This window comes from Sphingomonas psychrotolerans (assembly GCF_002796605.1).
In the GTDB taxonomy this organism is placed as follows: Bacteria; Pseudomonadota; Alphaproteobacteria; order Sphingomonadales; family Sphingomonadaceae; genus Sphingomonas; species Sphingomonas psychrotolerans.
On sequence record NZ_CP024923.1, the window covers coordinates 3,706,276 to 3,725,814 of the forward strand.

A 19,539-nucleotide genomic window follows, 5' to 3' on the forward strand; every position below is an offset into this window, starting at 1 on the left:
AACCCCCATGACCCCCATCGTCAGCGCGCCAGCCGCGACGATCACGGCGCCGGCTGCGAAGCCCGCGGGACGGTATCGCTGGGTGGTGGTCGCATTGCTCTTCGCATCGACCACCATCTGCTACATCGACCGGCAGATCTTCGGCCTGTTGAAGCCAACGCTGGACGCTGAACTCGGCTGGTCCGAAACCGAATATGGCGACATCGTCGCCACTTTCTCGCTGATGTATGCCTTTGGCTATCTGTTCGGCGGGCGGATGATGGATCTGATCGGCGTGCGGCGCGGGCTGGGTCTGGCGGTCGCCGGCTGGAGCATCAGCGCGGCGCTGCACGGGCTGATGTCGAGCGTGATCGGATTCAAGTTCGCGCGCGGCGCGCTGGGCCTTTCGGAAGGCGGCAATTTCCCGGCGTCGATCAAGGCGGTGCGCGAATGGTTTCCCGCCAAAGAGCGCGCCTTCGCGACCGGCCTGTTCAACGCCGGCAGCAATATCGGCGCGATCGTCACGCCGATCTCGCTGCCGTTCGTCGTCGCATTGGTCGGCTGGCGCGCGGCGTTCCTGATCGCGGGGGCGCTCGGGATTATCTGGCTGGTGCTCTGGCTGCGCTTCTACGAAGTGCCCGAGCGGCAGCGTCGCGTCTCGGCCGAGGAACTCGCTTATATCCGCAGCGGCGACGAACCGAGCCCGGAACGCGTGCCGTGGCTGTCGCTGCTCCGCTATCGCGGCACCTGCGCCTATGCTTTGGGCATGCTGCTGACCAGCCCGGTCTGGTGGTTCTATCTCAATTGGGTGCCCGGCTTCCTCCACACCCGCTTCGGCATGAACATGATGACGTCGATCGCGCCGCTGGTGACGATCTATCTGGTCGCCGATGTCGGCAGCATCCTTGGCGGCTGGATCTCGTCGCGGCTGGTGCAGGGCGGGATGCCCGCAGTGCCTGCGCGGATCGTGGCGATGGCGTTGATGGCGGCGTGCACAATGCCGGTCGTGTTCGTGTCCGGCGTGTCGAGCATGTGGAGCGCGGTGCTGCTGATCGCGCTCGCCGCGGCCGGGCATCAGGGGCTTTCGGCCAATCTCTACACGATCGTATCGGACACTTTGCCCGCCCGCGCGGTGAGCTCGGTGATCGGCATCGGCGGCTTCGCGGCAGGCATTTGCGGCATGTTCGTCGCGATGGCCGTGGGGCGCATCCTCGATGCCACCGGCGGCAACTACATGGTTCTCTTCATCGCGGCGGGGTGTGCCTATCCCCTCGCCGTATTGCTCATGGCGCTGATCCTGCGCCGCTCCTTCCGCGTGGAAACCCGATGACCGACGCCGAACTTTTCGACCTGTTCCGTTCCGAGCTGTACACCCCCGTGGTCGGGGACATCCTCGACACTTTGGGGCTGGTCCACCAGTTCCTGCCGCAGCCGATCCAGCCGATGCAGACGCACATGAAGCTGATCGGCCGTGCGATGCCGGTGCTGATGATCGACGTTTATGGCACGCAGGCACAGCCCTTCGGCAAGCTGACCGAGGCGCTGGACCAGCTCGAGCCCGGCGACATCTACATCGCCAGCGGTGGCGCGATGCGCTGCGCCTATTGGGGCGAGATCCTCACCGCGACGGCGCGCCAGCGCGGGGCGAACGGGGCGGCGATCAACGGCTATCATCGCGATACGCCGCAGATCCTCGAGCAGGAATGGCCGGTGTTCAGCCGCGGCCGGTTCGCGGCGGATTCGGGGGTGCGGACCAAGGTGATCGACTATCGCTGCCCGATCGAGGTGGGGCAGGTGGCGATCCAGCCCGGCGACCTCGTGTTCGGCGATCTTGACGGGGTGCTGGTCATCCCGCGCGCAGTCGAGCAGGAGGTGGTAGACCGCGCGCTGGAGAAGGCGCGGGGCGAGAAACTGGTGCGCCGCGAGATCGATGCCGGTATGTCGAGCACCGACGCCTTTCTGAAATACGGCATCCTGTGACCACCGCCTTCCAGATCCACGCGGCCGACAATGTCGCGACCTTGCTCGGCGACGCCGAAGACCGCGTGGTGCTGCACGGCGAGGCGGGCGGCGATGTCGCCCTGCTCCGGCCGATCGCGTTGGGACACAAGGTCGCGGTCGCCGATATCGCCGCCGGCGAAGCAGTGGTGAAGTTCGGCATCCCGATCGGCACCGCCAGCGCCGCGATCGCGCGCGGCGACTGGGTCCATCTGCACAATTGCATCAGCGGCTTCGACGAGCGCTCGGGTGATTTCGACGTGATCACCGGCGCGGGGAAGGACATGCGCTATGACTGAAGTGTTCGATCGCAGCTGGAGCGGGTGGCTGCGTCCCGACGGGCGCAAGGGCGTGCGCAACCTCGTGCTGGTGATCTACACCGTCCAGTGCGCCGCGCATGTCGCCCACGCCATCGCCGCGGGCGAGGACGATGTTCAGGTCATCGGCTTTCCGGGCTGCTACGACAATCAATATGCCATCCGGCTGGTGCTGTCGCTGGCGCGGCATCCGAATGTCGGCGCGGTGCTGTCGGTCGGGCTGGGGTGCGAATATACTCAGCCGGCGCGGATCGCCGAGGCGGTGGAGAAAAGCGGGCGCCCGGCCGACGCCTTCTTCATCCAGGATGTCGGCGGAACGCGCTCGTCGACCGAAAAGGGCAAGGCGATCGTGCGGAGCTTGCGCGACCGCATCCACCGCGAGACCCCGCGCGTGCCGATGGGGTTTGCCGATCTGATCCTCGGCGCCGAGTGCGGCGGATCGGATGGCACCAGCGGGCTGGTCGGCAATCCGGCGGTGGGGCGGCTGTTCGATCGCGTGGTCGATGCCGGCGGCTCGGCGATCTGCGAGGAGATCGTCGAGATGATCGGGCTGCGTGACATCATCCTCGACCGGGCCGCCGACGATCGCGCCCGCGGTGAGCTGGAGGCGGCTTATGCCAAGGCCGAGCGTTATTGCCGCGAGGTGCGGCAATATTCGGTGTCGCCGGGCAATTTCGCGGGCGGGCTGACCACGATCGAGGAAAAGAGCATGGGCGCCTTCGCCAAGAGCGGATCGCGACCGCTGCAGGGGGTGATCAAGGTCGGCGAGACGCCGCCTTGGCCGGGCATGTGGGTGATGGATTCGGTGCCCGACGCGCATTTCATGCAGTTCGGCTACACCAATCCCAACGATACCGAGGGGATCATGGATCTGATCTCGGGTGGCAGCCAGATCGTGTTGTTCATCACCGGGCGCGGCAGCGTGATCGGGTCGCCGGTCGCCCCGCTGATCAAGGTGACAGGCAACAGCCGCACTTTCAGCCGGATGCACGAGGACATGGATTTCGACGCCGGCCGCGTTCTGGCGGGCGAGATGACGCTCGATCAATGCGCCGACGAACTGGGCGCGATGGTCGCCGATGTCGCCGGGGGGATGCCGAGCAAGCCCGAAGCGCTCGGGCACAGGGAGTATTTCGTGATGTACAAGCACCAGGACACGCCGGATCTCGATCGGGGGTGCCGCAGTGCCGCTTGATCCCGCATCCGCCTTTCGCCTCGACGGCGAAGTCGCATTGATCACCGGCGGCGGATCGGGGCTGGGCCTCGGCATGGCGCGCGCGATGCACGGAGCCGGCGCACAGGTCGTGCTGGTCGGCCGCCGCGCCGAGATGGTCAAGGCCGCGGCCGAGGAACTGGGCGAGGGCGCGCATTGGGAAGTCGCCGACGTCACTGCCTATGACACCATCGCTGCGCTGGTCGAGCGGGTCCGCGAACGGGTCGGGCCGATCTCGATCCTCGCCAACAATGCCGGGCACAATTTCAAGAAACTGGCGGTCGACACCAGCGTCGAGGAATTCAGCGGCATGCTCGACACGCATGTGCTGGCCGCGCACAATCTGACGCGGCTGGTGCTGCCGGGGATGCTCGCGGTGCGCCACGGCAGCATCCTGTTCACCGCGTCGATGACCTCCATGCTCGGCATGCCCGGCGTGATCGCCTATTCGGCGGCCAAATCGGCTTATGTCGGCATGGTCCGTGCGCTGTCAGTCGAAGTCGCCGGGCAGGGGGTGCGAGTCAACGCGATCGCCCCCGGCTGGATCGAATCACCGATGCTGCGCAAGGCGCTTGACGGCGATCCGGCGCGCTCGTCGCGCATCCTCCAGCGCACGCCGATGCAGCGCTTCGGCGAAGCCGAGGATATCGGCCTCGCCGCGGTCTACCTCTGCTCGCCGGCCGCGAAGTTCGTCACCGGTGTCCTGCTGCCGATCGACGGCGGCGCATCCCAGGGATTCTGAATACATGACCATCGAAGCGCCGCTGGCGCCGCATCCCGATCGCCTGTTGCCCGCCGACCCCGAGACCCGCGCGATCGCACGCGAACTCTATTTGTCGGTCAAGGATCTGCCGATCATCAGCCCGCACGGGCACACCGATCCGTCATGGTTCGCCGAGAACCAGCCGTTTCCGGATCCGGCGACCTTGTTCATCATCCCCGATCACTACATCTTCCGGATGCTCTACAGCCAGGGCGTGCCGCTCGAGGAATTGGGCGTGCCGCGGATCGACGGCGGCTGGACCGAGACCGACACGCGGAAAATCTGGCGCCGCTTCGCCGAGAATTTCCACCTGCTGCGCGGCACGCCCAGCCGGATGTGGCTCGATTATGCGTTCCACGAGATACTCGGCATCACCGAGCGCCTGTCGCCGACGAATGCCGACCGGATCTACGATCAGATCGACGCGCAGCTGAAGCGGCCCGAATTTCTGCCGCGGGCATTGTTCGAGCGGTTCGGGATCGAGGCGATCGCGACCACCGAGAATCCGCTCGACGATCTGCGCCATCACAAGGCGATCAAGGCGAGCGGCTGGAGCGGCCGGGTGATGACTGCGTTCCGTCCCGACAACGTCACCGATCCCGAGCATCCGCGGTTTCGCGAGGACCTGCCAGAGCTCGGCCGGATCACCGGTGAGGATGTCGGGACGTGGCAAGGCTATCTGGCGGCGCTGCGCAAGCGGCGGCTGTATTTCATCGAACATGGCGGCGCGACCTCGACCGACCACGGCCACCCGACCGCGCACACCGAGAATTTGCCGCAGGAAGAGGCTGCGGCACTGTACGGCCGCATCGTCTCGAGCCAGGCCAGCGCCGGGGAGGCCGAGCGGTTCCGCGGGCAGATGCTGACCGAAATGGCGCGGATGAGCGTGGATGACGGGCTGGTGATGCAGATCCACCCGGGCGCGCTGCGCAGCCAGAACCCCGCGGTCACCGGCACTTTCGGCGAGGCGAAGGGCGACGACTGGCCATCGCCGACCGAATATGTCCGCGCGCTCAAGCCGCTGCTCAATGCCTATGGCAACGAACGCGACCTGACGATCATCCTCTTCACGCTCGACGAAAGCACCTATGCGCGCGAGATCGCGCCGCTCGCCGGCCATTATCCGGCGCTGAGGATCGGGCCGGCATGGTGGTTCCACGACAGTCCTGAGGGGATGCGGCGCTTTCGCGAGCAAGTGACCGAGACCGGCGGCTTCTACAACACCGTCGGCTTCAACGATGATACCCGGGCATTCTTCTCGATCCCCGCGCGGCACGATCTGAGCCGCCGCGTCGACTGCGGCTTCCTCGCCCGGCTGGTCGCCGAACATCGTCTCGAGCGCGACGAGGCCTTCGCGGTGGCGAAGGACCTTGCGTACAATCTGGTGAAGGCGGCGTATCGGCTGTGAGCTTTCCCTCTCCCCTTGTGGGAGAGGGAGGGAGCCGACTTTAGTCGGCGGAAGGGTGAGGGGGAGTGAGTCTCACGGCCCTCTCATCCTTCCCACTCGCTGCGCTCGCGGGCCCCTTCCGTCTCCCACAAGGGGAGAAGGAGAATTCGCCTAGGCCTCCACCACCACCGGCGCGCCGTTCACCCGGACATTCTCCAGCTTGAGCCCCGGCACGCCTTTGGCGATCAGCTTGGTCCGCTTCGGATCGGTCAGCGTCACGTCCACATCGCGCAGCGTGAAATTGGAGACCGCCGTGGTCGCGTTGCCGCTGATGTTGCCGAAGCCGCGTGTCGTGCCGCGGACGTCCTCGATGATGATGTCGCGGATGATCCCGCCGGGAGCCTTGCCCGGCACCTTGGTGCCGTGGGTGAGGCGGGCGTTGACGATCAGGCCGATCGCGGGATCATCGGCGCCGAAATTGGGCTTGTTATAGCCGTGGAATACCTCTCCGCGGTGCCAGAAGCTGACCGGCTGCGGGGCTTCCTGGAGGCGGACACCGCGAACATGGAGCCGCTCATAGACCTGGCCCGGCGTGTCGGGGCGGATCTTGAAGCGGATCGTCGGGATATCGCCGACATTGATGATCCGCTCGACCTTGATGTCGCGCATCACGGTGCCGTTGCTGCCGAAGGTGACGCAGCCCAGGCCATATTCGAAGATGCAGTCGTGGATGTGGATGCGCTCGACCGGCGGCGCCTCGCTATACGCCGCCGCGCCCGGACCCTGCGTACCCTTCAGCGCGATGCAATCGTCGTCGACCGAAAAGCGGCAGCGGCGCACCGTGATGTCCTGGCAGCTGTCGAGATCGATCGCGTCGCTGCTCGGCGCGCGGATGACGTGCGGCACTTCGTAGGAGCAATCCTCGATGATCGAACGGCGGCAGCGATACATGTGCAGGTTCCAGAACGCCGCGTCCTTGAACGTGACGCCACTGACCAGCACGTCCTCGCAGTCCTGGATGAAGGCGATCTGGGGGAAGGGATAATAGACCTTGGTGGTGCCGACATGCTCCTCGGGCGCGTCGAAGAACATCCGCCAGAACGGCTCGCCATTGCCGTCCAGCGTGCCGGGGCCGGTGATGCGCAGGCCGTGATTGCCGGTCGCGTTGATCAGCGCCATGCGCAACGCTTCGGGATAGGCCTCGCAGAAGCGGCGCAGCACCAGCGGATAGTCCGCGAGATTGGGCGATCCCTTGAGCACCGCGCCCTTGCTCAATTCGAGGCCGACGCCGGGCTTGAGCACGATCGATCCAGATAGGAAGACGCCCTTGGGGACAAGGATCGCGCCACCGCCCGCAGCGGCGCACGCATCGATCGCTTTCTGGATCGCGACGGTGTTCACCGTGGTGCCGTCCGCCACTGCACCGTGGCGACGGATGTCGATCCGGCGCTTCGGCGCGGCAAGCGCAGGGAGCGCGGGCAACACGCAGAGCAGCGCGCCCGAGGCCAGTTGCAGCGCTTCGCGACGCGTTGAATCCATGGGGGCACTCTCCTGATGATCGCCCTGATATCAGGGCCGAATTTGTATGTTGTCTTACAGGTTAATCTGTCTTACAGGTTTGTCTACCGAGAACTTAAATCAAAACATATCGGGGAGGATTTCGGGATGATTTCGCGTAAGGATTCTGTGCGTGTAACGGTCTCCGCGACAGCGCTGGCGATCGGGCTTGCTCTGTCTGCTCCGGCGTTCGCGCAGACGGATGCCACGGCCCCGCAGGACGCGGCTGGCGGCCAGCCGGCCGAGGCCGAGCAGGATGAGATCGTCGTCACCGGCTTCCGCGAATCGCTCAGTGACGCGCTGGCGATCAAGCGCAAGGAAGTCGGCGTCGTCGATACGATCACCGCCGAGGATGTCGGCAAATTTCCGGATTCGAACCTCGCCGAATCGATGCAGCGTCTGCCCGGCGTCGCGATCACCCGGGGTGACGGCGGCGAAGGCAAGACGATCTCGGTTCGCGGTCTCGGCGCGCAGTTCACCCGCGTGAAGCTGAACGGCATGGAAGGCGCCAGCTCGGCCGGATCTTCCGACATCCGCTCGGGCTATGTCTCGTCGCGTTCGTTCGATTTCAGCACTTTCGCGTCGGAGCTGTTCAGTTCGCTGACGGTGCGCAAGACCATGTCGGCGGACATCGAGGAGGGATCGCTCGGCGCGACGGTGGATCTCCAGACGCCGCGGCCGCTGGCCGCGGCTCAGGATTTCACGCTCGCGGTCAGCGCGCAGGGAACCTATGACGATCTGCGGCGCAAGTTCAGCCCGCGCGTGACCGGGCTGATCTCGAAGAAATTCCTCGACGACACGTTCGGCGTCTCCGCGTCGGTCGCCTGGACCAAGCGCTACACGCGCGAGGAAGGCTGGTCGGCGGTCGACGTCATCCAGGGGCGTCTCAATCGTTTCTGTTCGCCGGTCGGATTTGCGCCACAGAGCCCCGGCAACAGCGCGCTGAACGGCACGACAGCCGCCAATTGCTCGACCGGCAATCCGCGTTTGCCCAACACGACGACCAACAACGCCAATTACGCTTTGGTCGACAGCACCGGCACCTTCATCCCGCGCAGCCCGCGCCTCGTCCGCTCGGACCAGGATTATTCGCGTTTCGGCGCGACCGTGACCTTGGAGGCGCGGCCGGACGATTATACGCGCTTCGCGCTCGACGGCCTGTTCTCGCGCTATGACGTGACCCGCAGCGACCAGACGATCACCGCCTTGTCCTTCTCGCGCAACGCCGGACAGCATGGCAGCGCCGAAACCTCGGTTCTGGAGGCGGAGCGCGATCCGAACGGCACGCTGCTTTATGGCCGCTTCAACGGCGTCGATCTGACCAACGATTTGACCTATAGCAAATATACGACGACGTTCAGCCAGGTGAATCTGTCGGGATCGCGCGATTTCGGGGGCTTCCAGCTCGACGGCTATATCGGCATGTCGCGCACCATCTATGACAAGCCCGTGCGTACGCAGATCGCGACGTTCGCGAACAATGTGAACAATTTCTCCTTCGATTTCCGGGGTGACCGCCGCTTCCCCACGATCAACTGGGGCGTCGACGTCGACAACCCGGCCAATTTCGGGTTCGGGCCGCCGTCCGCCGACGGCACGGTCAACGGCACGTTGGCGATGCAGCGCAGCCGCGACGAATCGAACAATTTGACCGCCGAGCTCAACGGTTCGCTGGATCTGGTCGAGGGCGTCAAGTTCCGCGCCGGCGGATCGTACCGCGAGGCCGAGTATCAGCGCTGGAGCCGCGACCGCGTGACTCAGAACCTTGCGCCGGGCCTCCCCACCGGCACGACGATCGCGCAATTGACCACGCCGATCGGCGACTTCGGTCGCTCGCTGCCGGTGGATACCATCTCGAGTTGGGCCGCGCCGGATTATGCCAAGTTCAATTCGGTGTTCAACTTCGAGAACCAGACCGGCGCCTATGCGCTCAATCCGCCGCAGCTGGGATCGCTGAAGGAGACGGTGAAGGGTGGCTATGCCATGTTCGACTTCGCCGGCGACCTGTTCGTGCCGCTGCGCGGCAATCTGGGCGTGCGGTATGTTCACACCACGCAGCAAGGGTTCGGCGCGATCAACGGCGCACCCACCACGCTGACCCGCAGCTATGAGGATTGGCTGCCCTCCGCGACTTTGACCTTCGATGTGACCGACAAGCTGATCTTGCGGCTGGCCGCGGCGAAGGTGATGACCCGGCCCGAACTGGGCGATCTGATTCCCGGCAACGTGTCGATCGCGCAAAACACGCGCACCGTGTCGGCGGGCAATTTCCTGCTCAACCCGATCCGCGCCAAGACCGCCGACATCAGCCTCGAATATTATTTCGGCAAGACCGGGATCATCGCGATCGGCGGCTTTTACAAGGACATCGACAGCTTCATCCAGACTCGACAAATCAACGTCCCCTTCAGCCAGACGGGCCTGCCGCTGTCGCTGCTCGCCGGATCGGGCAACACCGCGGATACCGAATTCACTTTTTCGACCAAGAACAACACCCCTGGCGGCCCGCTGAAAGGCGTCGAGGTCAACATCCAGTCGGGCTTCGAATTCCTGCCCGGCTTCCTGTCGAACCTCGGGGCGCTGGCGAACTTCACCTACGCCGATTCCGACATTTCCTATTGCAACGATGCCGCGTGTCAGGCGCCGATCCAGGCGGCGTTGGTCAATTTGTCCAAATATACCGCCAACGGCACGCTCTATTACGAAGACAGCAAGTTCAGCATCCGGGCCAGCGGTTCGTGGCGCGACAACTTCCTGCTGCGCGTGCCGTCGGGCCGCGCGGGCAGCGACGTGCAGGGAAATATCTCGGCATTCTTCGTCGACGCCACTGCGTCCTACCAGCTGACGCCGAGCGTTCAGATCCGCCTCGAGGCGCAGAATCTCACCAATCAGGAGCTCGGCTTCTACGTGGATTCGAACCGCGAGGACTCGCTCTACAGCACCTATAGCGGCCGCAAATTCTCGGCCGGCGTCGCGCTTAAATTCTAGGCCCTCGGGAAGCGCCAGAAGAGCAGAGCCCGGTCCGTCCCATCGGGCCGGGCTTTGCCAACTCAGGGACCGGCAATCGCGGGAGAGCAGGATGGACAATCGAGTCGGGCGTCGCGATTTCCTGAGCAGGGCGACGGGCGTGGCGGCTCTGTCTTTCGGTGCGCCTGCGTTGGCACAGGAACATGCCGCCCCTCAGACGATCGGAGGACCGACACTACTCCCGTACCAGGAGCACACCCGGGCCGATCGCATGCGTTGGTGGCACGAAGCCAAGTTCGGAATGTTCATCCATTGGGGGCTGTACAGCGTCATCGGCCATCAGGAATGGGTGCTCGAATCCGAAGGGATCCCGATCCCGCAATATGAGCGGCTCGCCCGCCACTTCAATCCGAAGCGCGGCTGCGCGCGTGACTGGGCCCGTCTGGCGAAGCGCGCCGGCCAGAAATACGTGGTGCTCACTGCCAAGCATCATGAGGGCTTCTGTCTGTGGGACAGCAAGCTCACCAATTACAACGCGGCGAAGCAGGGCCCGCGCCGCGACCTCGTTCGCGAGTTCGTCGAGGCGGCGCGTGCCGAGGGGCTGAAGGTCGGGCTCTATTATTCGTTGATGGACTGGCATCATCCCGATGGCGAGACCTGTGCGACCGATCCCGCCGCGCGCGAACGCTTCGTGGCGTACACCCACGGGCTGATCCGCGAGCTGCTGACCAATTACGGCACGATCGACATCCTCTGGTACGACGTCACCTTGCCGCTGACGCCGCAACAGTGGCGCGCGGACGAAATGAACGCGATGGTGTTCGATCTCCAGCCGCAGATCATCGTCAACAACCGCAACGGCCTCGCCGGCGATTTCTCGACCCCCGAGCATAAGGTCGCGGCGGACAAGCGCGCGTGGGAGACGTGCGAGACGATGAATCTGGGATGGGGCTATCAACGCACCGACGACGAGTGGAAGAGCCCGAAGCGGATCGTCAACGACCTGACACTGTGCGTCCAGCAGGGCGGCAATTATCTGCTCAACATCGGCCCCGATGCGGCGGGCGACGTGCCGGCGGAATCGGTGCGCGTGCTGGAGGCGGTGGGGGGCTGGCTGAAGACCAACGGCGCAGCGATCTATGGCGCGCGCGGCCGCGCCGCCGATGCCTTCGGCAATTATACCAATTTCACTGCGTCGGGGAACACGCTGTACGTCCACGTCTATTTCTGGCCGTCAAAGACCCGGGCGGCGGCGTGGCTCGATTTCTTCGGACCCGAGACGGTGGTCGCGGTGGGCGGCGTGCGTGCCAGGGCGCTGTCGGCGCGATTGCTCGGGACGGGCCAGCCGGTGCACTTCACCCAGGACGCTGTATCGCTGCGGCTGACCGGCTTGCCCGAGGTCGCGCCGGATGCGCCGACCACCGTGATCGCGGTTGAATGCGACGGCCCGGCCTTCGTCGATCACCATTTGATCCGGCCGGAGTGGCAACGATACGGGGTCGGTACCGTCGGCTAGCCGCGGCGCAGCCGGGTGGCGCGCAGCCCGGTTGGCCCCGAGGTCAGGCGAAAGCGATCACCCCTGCGTAAGGCGACATCGAGGATTGCATCTGCCGATCGGACGCGGACATCGCCGTCGCTCCCGGCAGTCAGCGTCGCTTCCTCGAGCTTGCCGCCGGACCAGGTGATGTCGACCCCGACATTGCCGCGCGCGCGCAGGCCGGAGACGCGGCCGCTGGGCCAGAGGCGCGGCAGCGCGGGCAGCAGGTGGATCATTCCCGAATGGCTTTGCAGCAGCATCTGGCCGATCCCGCTCGCCCCACCCAGATTGCCGTCGATCTGGAACGGCGGGTGGGCGTCGAACATGTTGGGATAGGTGCGGCCCGGCTGCAGCAGCATCTTGAGCACCTTGTACGCGCGTTCGCGCTGTTCGAGCCTGGCCCATAGATTGATCCGCCACGCGAGGCCCCAGCCGGTCGCATCGTCTCCGCGGATTTCGAGCGAACGCTGCGCCGCCTTGGCCAGCGCGGGGGTGCGTTGCAGCGAAATCTGGTCGCTCGGATATAGTGCGTAGAGATGGCTGACGTGCCGGTGATCGATCTCCGGCGCCTCCATGTCCCAATCCTCGAACCATTCCTGCAACTGGCCGGCCTTGCCGATTTTGTCGGGCGGGATCTTCGTCAGCTTCGCGGCGATCTCGGCGCGTAGCCCAGCATCCCTGCCGAGGAGGTTCGACGCCGCGATCGTCCGGTTGAACAGGTCGCGCAGCAACTGGCTGTCCATCGCCGGCCCGGCGCAGATCGACGCGCCGGGATGGTGCGAGTTCTCGGGCGAGTTGGACGGGTTCATCACCATCTCGCCGGTGCGCGGATGCGGCACCAGCGCGTCGAGGTAGAATTGGCATGACGATGCCATCAGCGGATAGAGCCGCGCGAGGAAATCGCGGTCGCGCGAATAGTCCCAATGGTCCCACAAGGTGCTGAGCAACCACGCCCCGCCCATCGGCCACATGCCATAGAACGCCGAAGAGTTGACCGTCGTCTGCCGAAAGAGGTCGGTGTTGTGATACGCCACCCAGCCGCGGGCGCCCCAATCGTTACGCGCGGTGCGCTGCCCGGTGATCGCCAGATCCTCGGTCAGGCGCAGCAGCGGTTCGATCAGTTCGCCGAGATGCCCGGTGTCGGCCAGCCAATAGTTCATCTCGGCATTGATGTTGAGCGTCCACTTCGACTCCCAGGGAGGCGCGGTCCGCTCGTTCCAGATGCCCTGCAGATTGGCGGGCTGGGTGCCCGGACGTGAGGAACTGATCAGCAGGTAGCGCCCGAACTGATAATAGAGCGCGGCGAGCGCCGGGTCGTCGAGGTCGGCGGACCGGGCGATGCGCTGGTCGGTCGGCATGTCGGCCGCCGGGCTGCGCCCGAGATCGATCGATATGCGACGGAACAGCCGTCGATGCTCGGCCTGATGCGCGGTGAGCAGGTCCGGCCAGCTTTTCGCCTTCGCGGCCGCAATGTCCGCGCGCGCGATGACGGAAGGATCGCCGCCGATATCGTCGAACCGGCGAAAGCTGGTGGCGGTGGCGACCAGCAGGATGACTTCGTCGGCGTCCTCGATGCGGATGCCGTCGCGCCCGACGGTCTGGCGGCCGCCGACGCGCCGCACATGGACCCGCGTCTCGAAGCGTATCCCGCCGGGGATGCCGTGTTGCGCAGGACCGATGCCGCGCAGGACGATCGCGTCGCCCTCGACCGCGATCTCCGCATCCTGCGGGGTGGACAAGGCGAGCGTGACGTTGACCGAACCGGCCGGCGCGTCGGTGCTCAGGCGGAGCGCGACCACGCGATCCGTGGCGGAGGCGATCACCTCGCGCAGATGGGTGACGGTGCGGACCTTGAACCGCGTCCGCGCGATCGCGCCGTCGAGGTCGAGCGACCGCCGATAATTCTGGGCATTCTCGATGCCCGGAAACAGCAGCAGCAGGTCGCCGATCGGCTGGTACGACATCTGGCGGCTGGGCCGACCGACCGCCACCTCGTCGGCGAACTCCTGCGCTTCCTTGTAGCGCCCCGCCCAGACCAGCTCGCGCACCTGCGGCAGACCGGCACCGGCTTTGGGATTATTGCTGTCATAAGGCGACCCGGCGAAGAAACTGTCTTCGTTGAGCTGGATGCGTTCATTGGCGATTCCGCCGAACACCATCGCGCCCAGCCGCCCATTGCCCAGCGGCAGCGCCTGTACCCATTCGGTCGCGGGCGCATCGTACCATAACAGGTTCGCATCCTCGGCGGTGACCGCGGCAGCGGCATGGCCGGGCAGCGCGCCCGCCAGCGCGACGCCGGTGCCGGCCTTGATCGCAGCGCGGCGTGAGAGGCGCAGGGGCATCAGCCGCGGCCGCGGGCGAGGGTGAACAGCATCGCGGTCAAGGGCGGGATCGTCACCCTCCGGGCCGGGCGTTGCGATCGGGTGGTCAGCGTCGTGGCATCCTTCGCTGTGGCCGAGGGGCCGGTCAGCACCATCCGCTTGGCCTCGGGCAAGGTGGGCAATTGCACCGTCACCGGCGTGTCGCGCTTGTTGATCACCACGATCCTCGTTCGACCCGCCTGCCGCAGCGCATAATAGCCCAGATACGGATCGACGGTCGTGACATCAGTGTCGAGGAAGGTCGCGCCGTCAAGCAATTGCGAGAACTGCGTGCCGTAATAAAGCGGGCGCCGCGTAAAGCCTTTGGAGGGGGTGCCGACGATCGGGGAATAATTGCCGTTGCCGCCGCCGTGCCAGTTCACCCCGATCCAGCCGCGGCGCGCGAACCGCAGCATCGTATCGGCGCCCCAAATCGCCGCGGCATGGACGTCCGACACGCCGATCTTGCCGCCGTCCCAGCAGCTGTTCCCCTCCGCCATGCGATAGGGCAGACCCGCGGTTCGCACCGCCTTTTGCACGGTTTCGACGCCCGCCAGCTTGAGCGTCGTCGTCTTCGGTTGGGGCTCCATCAGCTGATCCAGCGTGGCGTCGGGCGAACCCGCCGGCCCCATTGCGTAATAATGGCCGGTCAGCATGATCACGTCGGGATAATGCCGCGCGACGCCGGCGAACGCCGTCAGATAGTCGAGCTTGTTCGAGATGTCGGGCCCGGCGAATTTGACGCCGGGGGCGGCGGCGGCGATCGCGGTGTGGAAGCGATCCCACTCAGCCAGGAAATCCCGCGGCCCCCATTCGGCGGGTCGAAACCGGTTGCGGAAGGCGTCTGGCTCGTTGCCGATCTGCAGCGCGAGCAGGCGCGGTCCGAGGATACGCTGGACGTCCGCCGCCTCGCGCGCCGCCTGCTCGGGCGTCGCATGCGCGAGGTTCAGCCCGTAGAGGCAGTTCCAGCCCGTCGCGTCGAGGAATCCGCGCAGCGTGCGGAGCGCGGCGGTCGAGACGAACATGCCCTGCTTGATCGTCTTGTTGTGCTCGGGGCCGAAGATTTCGAACGGCGGCGGCCGGGTCTTGTCGCCGATATAGTCGGTATGCTCGCCCGACGAGCCGCCGAGGCGCAGATTGCCGGCAGGCGATAGTCCGCGGATCAGCCGGACGAGTTCGGTGTTCTCCGCCGAGAAATAGCCGGGATTGGAGAGCTGGGCGCGCTCGAAGGACAGGCCGACGAAATCGCGCGGGATGGTCGCGCCGGTGCGGTTCGGATCGAACCCGAGTTTCACCACGGCCCCTGCCGCATAGGCGAAACGCGGCAAGGCGGAGATCGCGCCTGCAGCCGTCATCATCCGGATGAGATCGCGACGCCGCATGCTTCCTCCCTTGTTCTAATTCATATGATCATCGTATGAATGCTTGAGTGCAATGACAACGAGATTAATCGATAGGCACGCAGTCAATCCTGTATTACAGGTTGTTCGAGAGGATGAAAAGCTGAAGTTCCGGACTCGCCCCTTCGCGTTCGGCCTGTGTCTCGCCGGCGTGGCGCTGGGTGCGATACCGGCGTCCGCCCAGCTTGACGGGAATTCCGACGAGGTGCGGGTTGGCGCCTATACGCTCCCGCCGATACTCACCTCTGCAGGCGGGCGGTCGGTGACCGATGCACGCGGCTGGCGCAAGCGGCGGGCCGAACTGGTGCATCTGTTCGAGCAGTCGATCTACGGCGTCGCGCCTGCGCCCTTGCGGCGGCAGCGCTACCAGCTCGACGAACAGGGCACGGCATTTGGCGGGCTGGCGTTGCGCCGGCAGGTGACGATCCTGCTCGACGGGCGCCGCGACGGGCCGCAGCTGCGCGTGCTGCTCTATCTGCCCGCCCGCGCGACCGGTCGCGTGCCGGTGTTCGTTGGTCCCAATTTTCATGGCAATCAGGCCGTCAACGCCGATCCGGCGATTGCGATAACGCCGAGCTGGGTGGTGCCGGCCACCGGCATCCGCAAAGGCAGCGCCACCATGCAATCGCGCGGGATCGATGCGGCGGAATGGCCGATCGAGACGATCCTCGAGGCCGGCTACGGCGTCGCGACATATTTCACCGGCGACCTCTATCCCGACGACGAGAGCAAGCGCGGCGATAGCATCCAGCCTTATTTCCGCACCAACGCTTCCGATCCGGCGCATTGGGGCGCGGTCTCGGTTTGGGCGTGGGGGCTCAGCCGGGTGTATGACTATCTGGCGACCGATCGCGCCGTCGATCCGCGCCGGGTGATCGTGTTCGGCCATTCGCGGTACGGCAAGGCCGCGCTCTGGGCAGGTGCGCGCGACGAGCGCTTCGCGATGGTGATCGCGAACGATTCAGGCGAGGGCGGCGCGTCGCTCTATCGACGCAATTTCGGCGAGACGATCCGCGTCATGAACAATTACTGGTTCGCGCCGCGGTTCAAGACCTGGGCCGGGCGCGAGAACGAACTGCCCGTCGATGCTCACGAACTGATCGCGCTCGTCGCGCCGCGTCCCGTCTACATCGCCAGCGCGACCGAGGATTGGTGGAGCGATCCGAAGGGCGAATTCCTCGCCGCCAAGGGTGCCGAAGGGGTCTATCGCCTGCTCGGCGCGGGCGGGCTCGACAGCGCCGTGATGCCGGCGCCGGATCGCTCGATTCAGTCGCGGATCGGCTACCATGTCCGCACCGGGCCGCATGCGCTGACCGCGTCGGATTGGACGCATTTCCTCGCTTTTGCCGACCGCTGGCTCGGCCCCCGAACAACAGGTTGGAGAGAATGATGCCGAACCGGGTCTTCGCGATCGTGTTACTGTTCCTGCTCGCGCTCGGGGTGTCGCCCGCCGCTGCACAGGGCCGCGCGGAGACGACGCTCGCCGAGGGTTGGCGCTTCCATCTGGGCGAGGTACGCGGCGACGCGACGGCGGCGGGTTTCGACGATGCGGCGTGGCAACGCGTCGCGGTGCCGCACACCTGGAACAAGGTCGGCAATTACGCCGTCACGCGGCGTCCGGATGCCAATACGACGCGCGGCGTGGGCTGGTATCGGCTGCGCTTCACGCTGCCGGCGAACGCGGCGGGCAAGCGCGTGTATTTGCAGTTCGACGCGGCGAGCATCGTCGCGGATGTCTGGGTCAACGGCCGCAAGCTCGGGCGACACGAAGGCGCGTTCAGCCGGTTCCGCGTCGACGCGACCGACGCGGTGCGGCCGGGCGAGAATATCGTCGCGGTGAAGGTCGACAATTCGAAGCCCGACCCCGGCAGCCCGACCGAGTTCGTCGTGCCGATCTCGGGCGACTTCTTCATGTATGGCGGGCTCTATCGCCCGGTATCGCTGATCGTGACCGGGCAGGCGCATATCGACCTGCTCGATCACGGCGGTCCCGGAATCTATGGCCGCATCACCACGCTGAACGATGCCGCCGCCACGGTCGCGGTGCTGACGCGGCTGCGCAATTCGGGCCGGGTGAGCGCCGTCACGCTGCGCACGCGCATTGCGGACGGCGACGGCCGGCAAGTCGCGCAAGCCGAACAGCGGTTCAGCCTCGCCGCGGGTACGGCGACGGCGCGCGAGACCGCGCTGACGATCGCCAGGCCGCGGCGCTGGAACGGGCTCGACGATCCCTATCTCTATCGCATGACGGTGGAATTGCTGGGCCGCGGCGGCGCGGTGCTCGACCGGGTCGAGCAGCCGCTCGGATTGCGCACGGTCGCGGTCGACGCCGACAAGGGGTTCCTCCTCAACGGCCGCCCGATGCGGCTGAACGGCGTCAATCGCCACCAGGACCGGCAGGAAAAGGGCTGGGCGCTGACTCAGGCCGATCACGAGCAGGATATGGCGCTGATCGAGGAACTCGGCGCCAATTCGATCCGGCTGGCGCATTATAATCACGCGACGCCGTTCTTCGACCTCGCCGATCGCAACGGCATGGTGTTGTGGGCCGAGCTCGGGCTGGTCAATCTGGCCTCGATCCCCGGCAAGGCCGATACCCCGCCGGCGATGAAGGCCAATGCCGAGGCGCAGATGGTCGAATTGATCCGCCAGAATTACAACCATCCCTCGGTCGGGGTGTGGTCGATCGGCAACGAGATCACCAACTGGGCGTCGAAGGGCCTGACTCCGTCGAATGCGCGGCCGCTGATGAACGCGCTCAACGCCGTCGCCAAGCGCGAGGACCCGACCCGGCCGACGACGATCGCGGCGTGCTGCGAAGTGCTGCCCGGCGAGAAGGACGACGGCCGCGATCGCACCGCGGGGACCGCCGATACGGTGGCCTACAACCTCTATTATGGCTGGTACACGTCGGGCCGGGTCGCAGATGCGGCGCGGCTGGGCGCAGTGATGCAGGGCTATCACCGCGAAAATCCGACGCTGCCGGTCGGGGTCGGCGAATATGGCGCGGGCGGTGCGATCAGCCAGCACACCGACAATGTCCATGGCGGGAAGATCGAGAGCATCTATCGCCCGCAGGCCGAGGAGATCCAGGCGGTCGTCCACGAATTGTCGTGGAGGGAACTCAAGCCGCTCGATTTTCTGTGGGGAACCTGGGTGTGGCAGATGTTCGACGCCACCAGCGACCTTCGCGAGGAAGGCGACAGCAGCGACATCAACACCAAGGGGCTGGTGACCTTCGATCGCAGCGTCAAGAAGGACGCGTACTGGTTCTACAAGGCGGCGTGGAGCAAGGCGCCGGTGCTGCATCTGACCGGGCGCCGCTATGTCGATCGCGCCTATCCGGTGATCGAGGTGCGCGCTTATTCGAACGCGCCCGAAGCGCAATTGAGCGTGAACGGGCGCGCGCTGGGGACCGCGGCGTGCGCGGATTTTGTCTGCGTCTGGCCGGGCGTGCGGCTGGTGCCCGGCGAGAATGCGCTCGTCGCGACGGCGGCCGGGCAGACCGATCGAATGACGCTTCGCTACACCGGTCCCGAACGGGCGATCCATGTCCGTACCGGCACGCTGGAAGGCGTTACGCTGGCCGGCGGCACGCGGTATGGGTCGGACGATTTCTTCGACGGTGGCCTCGGCTTCACGCTCAATCCGTACCAGCGCGAACTCTATGCGGCCGGCCAGCAGCGCAAGGCGGCGAGGGTCGTCGCCGGTGCGCGCGAACCGCGGCTCTATGCCAGCTGGCGGACGGGCAAGGCGTTTCGCTACGCGCTGCCGCTGCCCGATGGCCAATACCGGGTGACGCTCCATCTGTTCGATCCAGCCGAGACGGCGCCGGGCAAGCGCGTCTTCACCGTTACCGCGAGCGGCGGCGCACCGGTTCGCATCGATCCGGTGGCGAAGGCCGGGGCGGGGATGACGGCGACGACGGTAGAGCTGCCGGCAACGGTTCGGGGTGGCACGCTGACCCTCGATTTCGCCGGGGTTGTGGGCGAGGCGCTGGTGTCGGCGATTGACGTGGTGGCCCGGTAGCTCAAAACCCGTCATCCCCCGCGAAAGCGGGG

Annotated in this window: 13 protein-coding genes; 10 read left to right on the top strand and 3 right to left on the bottom strand. The window is 65.9% G+C overall.

Translation table 11 applies throughout. The features are described from left to right. Nucleotides 1-7 precede the first annotated feature (7 nt). From CVN68_RS16925 to uxaC, 6 genes are read left to right on the top strand one after another with little or no spacing between them, the layout of a single operon-like run. Nucleotides 8-1,309, top strand: a complete 1,302-nt coding sequence (locus CVN68_RS16925) for an MFS transporter (RefSeq protein ID WP_100283238.1) — start codon at nucleotides 8-10, stop codon at nucleotides 1,307-1,309. Continuing rightward, nucleotides 1,306-1,959, top strand: a complete 654-nt coding sequence (locus CVN68_RS16930) for an RraA family protein (RefSeq protein WP_100283239.1) — start codon at nucleotides 1,306-1,308, stop codon at nucleotides 1,957-1,959. Before CVN68_RS16925 ends, CVN68_RS16930 begins: the two co-directional genes overlap by 4 nt. Beyond that, the gene (locus tag CVN68_RS16935) at nucleotides 1,956-2,276 is read left to right on the top strand and encodes a UxaA family hydrolase (RefSeq protein ID WP_158298928.1); all 321 of its coding nucleotides are present in this window, start codon (nucleotides 1,956-1,958) and stop codon (nucleotides 2,274-2,276) included. The genes CVN68_RS16930 and CVN68_RS16935 overlap by 4 nt, the downstream gene beginning before the upstream one ends. Next, nucleotides 2,269-3,489 carry a UxaA family hydrolase gene (locus tag CVN68_RS16940; RefSeq protein WP_100283241.1) on the top strand — a complete coding sequence of 407 codons (1,221 nt, stop codon included), beginning with the start codon at nucleotides 2,269-2,271 and terminating at the stop codon, nucleotides 3,487-3,489. The genes CVN68_RS16935 and CVN68_RS16940 overlap by 8 nt, the downstream gene beginning before the upstream one ends. Beyond that, nucleotides 3,479-4,249, top strand: a complete 771-nt coding sequence (locus CVN68_RS16945; protein WP_199560111.1) for an SDR family NAD(P)-dependent oxidoreductase — start codon at nucleotides 3,479-3,481, stop codon at nucleotides 4,247-4,249. Before CVN68_RS16940 ends, CVN68_RS16945 begins: the two co-directional genes overlap by 11 nt. Nucleotides 4,250-4,253: 4 nt before the next feature. Further along, complete coding sequence (gene uxaC, locus CVN68_RS16950) at nucleotides 4,254-5,678, top strand: glucuronate isomerase (protein ID WP_100283242.1); 1,425 nt, start codon at nucleotides 4,254-4,256, stop codon at nucleotides 5,676-5,678. 150 nt (nucleotides 5,679-5,828) lie between these two features. Here uxaC and CVN68_RS16955 read toward each other — a convergent pair whose 3' ends face one another. Further along, entirely contained in the window at nucleotides 5,829-7,196 is a 1,368-nt protein-coding gene (locus CVN68_RS16955) for a glycoside hydrolase family 28 protein (protein ID WP_100283243.1), read from the bottom strand. A gap of 126 nt (nucleotides 7,197-7,322) precedes the next feature. Here CVN68_RS16955 and CVN68_RS16960 point away from each other — a divergent pair, with 126 nt between their 5' ends. Together CVN68_RS16960 and CVN68_RS16965 are read left to right on the top strand one after the other, a co-directional pair. Next, on the top strand, nucleotides 7,323-10,202 hold the full coding sequence (locus CVN68_RS16960) for a TonB-dependent receptor (protein ID WP_158298929.1): 2,880 nt from the start codon (nucleotides 7,323-7,325) through the stop codon (nucleotides 10,200-10,202). A 250-nt stretch (nucleotides 10,203-10,452) separates the two neighbouring features. Beyond that, nucleotides 10,453-11,697 carry an alpha-L-fucosidase gene (locus tag CVN68_RS16965; protein ID WP_199560112.1) on the top strand — a complete coding sequence of 415 codons (1,245 nt, stop codon included), beginning with the start codon at nucleotides 10,453-10,455 and terminating at the stop codon, nucleotides 11,695-11,697. Here CVN68_RS16965 and CVN68_RS16970 read toward each other — a convergent pair. After that, entirely contained in the window at nucleotides 11,694-14,060 is a 2,367-nt protein-coding gene (locus CVN68_RS16970; RefSeq protein WP_100283246.1) for a glycoside hydrolase family 95 protein, read from the bottom strand. The genes CVN68_RS16965 and CVN68_RS16970 overlap by 4 nt on opposite strands. After that, nucleotides 14,060-15,460, bottom strand: a complete 1,401-nt coding sequence (locus CVN68_RS16975) for a hypothetical protein (protein ID WP_100283247.1) — start codon at nucleotides 15,458-15,460, stop codon at nucleotides 14,060-14,062. The genes CVN68_RS16970 and CVN68_RS16975 overlap by 1 nt, the downstream gene beginning before the upstream one ends. A 280-nt stretch (nucleotides 15,461-15,740) precedes the next feature. On the opposite strand from CVN68_RS16975, the gene CVN68_RS16980 reads away from it, so the two are divergent. Both CVN68_RS16980 and CVN68_RS16985 read left to right on the top strand, forming a co-directional pair. Beyond that, the gene (locus CVN68_RS16980) at nucleotides 15,741-16,868 is read left to right on the top strand and encodes an alpha/beta hydrolase family protein (protein WP_158298930.1); all 1,128 of its coding nucleotides are present in this window, start codon (nucleotides 15,741-15,743) and stop codon (nucleotides 16,866-16,868) included. Next, on the top strand, nucleotides 16,868-19,507 hold the full coding sequence (locus CVN68_RS16985; RefSeq protein ID WP_158298931.1) for a glycoside hydrolase family 2 TIM barrel-domain containing protein: 2,640 nt from the start codon (nucleotides 16,868-16,870) through the stop codon (nucleotides 19,505-19,507). Before CVN68_RS16980 ends, CVN68_RS16985 begins: the two co-directional genes overlap by 1 nt. Nucleotides 19,508-19,539 lie beyond the last annotated feature (32 nt).

Excerpts from the sequence above, each read along its gene's own strand:
- uxaC (WP_100283242.1), top strand. The coding sequence starts at position 4,254 with ATGACCATCGAAGCGCCGCTGGCGCCGCATCCCGATCGCCTGTTGCCC.
- CVN68_RS16960 (WP_158298929.1), top strand. The coding sequence starts at position 7,323 with ATGATTTCGCGTAAGGATTCTGTGCGTGTAACGGTCTCCGCGACAGCG.
- CVN68_RS16970 (WP_100283246.1), bottom strand. The coding sequence starts at position 14,060 with ATGCCCCTGCGCCTCTCACGCCGCGCTGCGATCAAGGCCGGCACCGGC.
- CVN68_RS16925 (WP_100283238.1), top strand. The coding sequence starts at position 8 with ATGACCCCCATCGTCAGCGCGCCAGCCGCGACGATCACGGCGCCGGCT.
- CVN68_RS16940 (WP_100283241.1), top strand. The coding sequence starts at position 2,269 with ATGACTGAAGTGTTCGATCGCAGCTGGAGCGGGTGGCTGCGTCCCGAC.
- CVN68_RS16965 (WP_199560112.1), top strand. The coding sequence starts at position 10,453 with ATGCGTTGGTGGCACGAAGCCAAGTTCGGAATGTTCATCCATTGGGGG.
- CVN68_RS16985 (WP_158298931.1), top strand. The coding sequence starts at position 16,868 with ATGCCGAACCGGGTCTTCGCGATCGTGTTACTGTTCCTGCTCGCGCTC.
- CVN68_RS16930 (WP_100283239.1), top strand. The coding sequence starts at position 1,306 with ATGACCGACGCCGAACTTTTCGACCTGTTCCGTTCCGAGCTGTACACC.
- CVN68_RS16955 (WP_100283243.1), bottom strand. The coding sequence starts at position 7,196 with ATGGATTCAACGCGTCGCGAAGCGCTGCAACTGGCCTCGGGCGCGCTG.
- CVN68_RS16975 (WP_100283247.1), bottom strand. The coding sequence starts at position 15,460 with ATGCGGCGTCGCGATCTCATCCGGATGATGACGGCTGCAGGCGCGATC.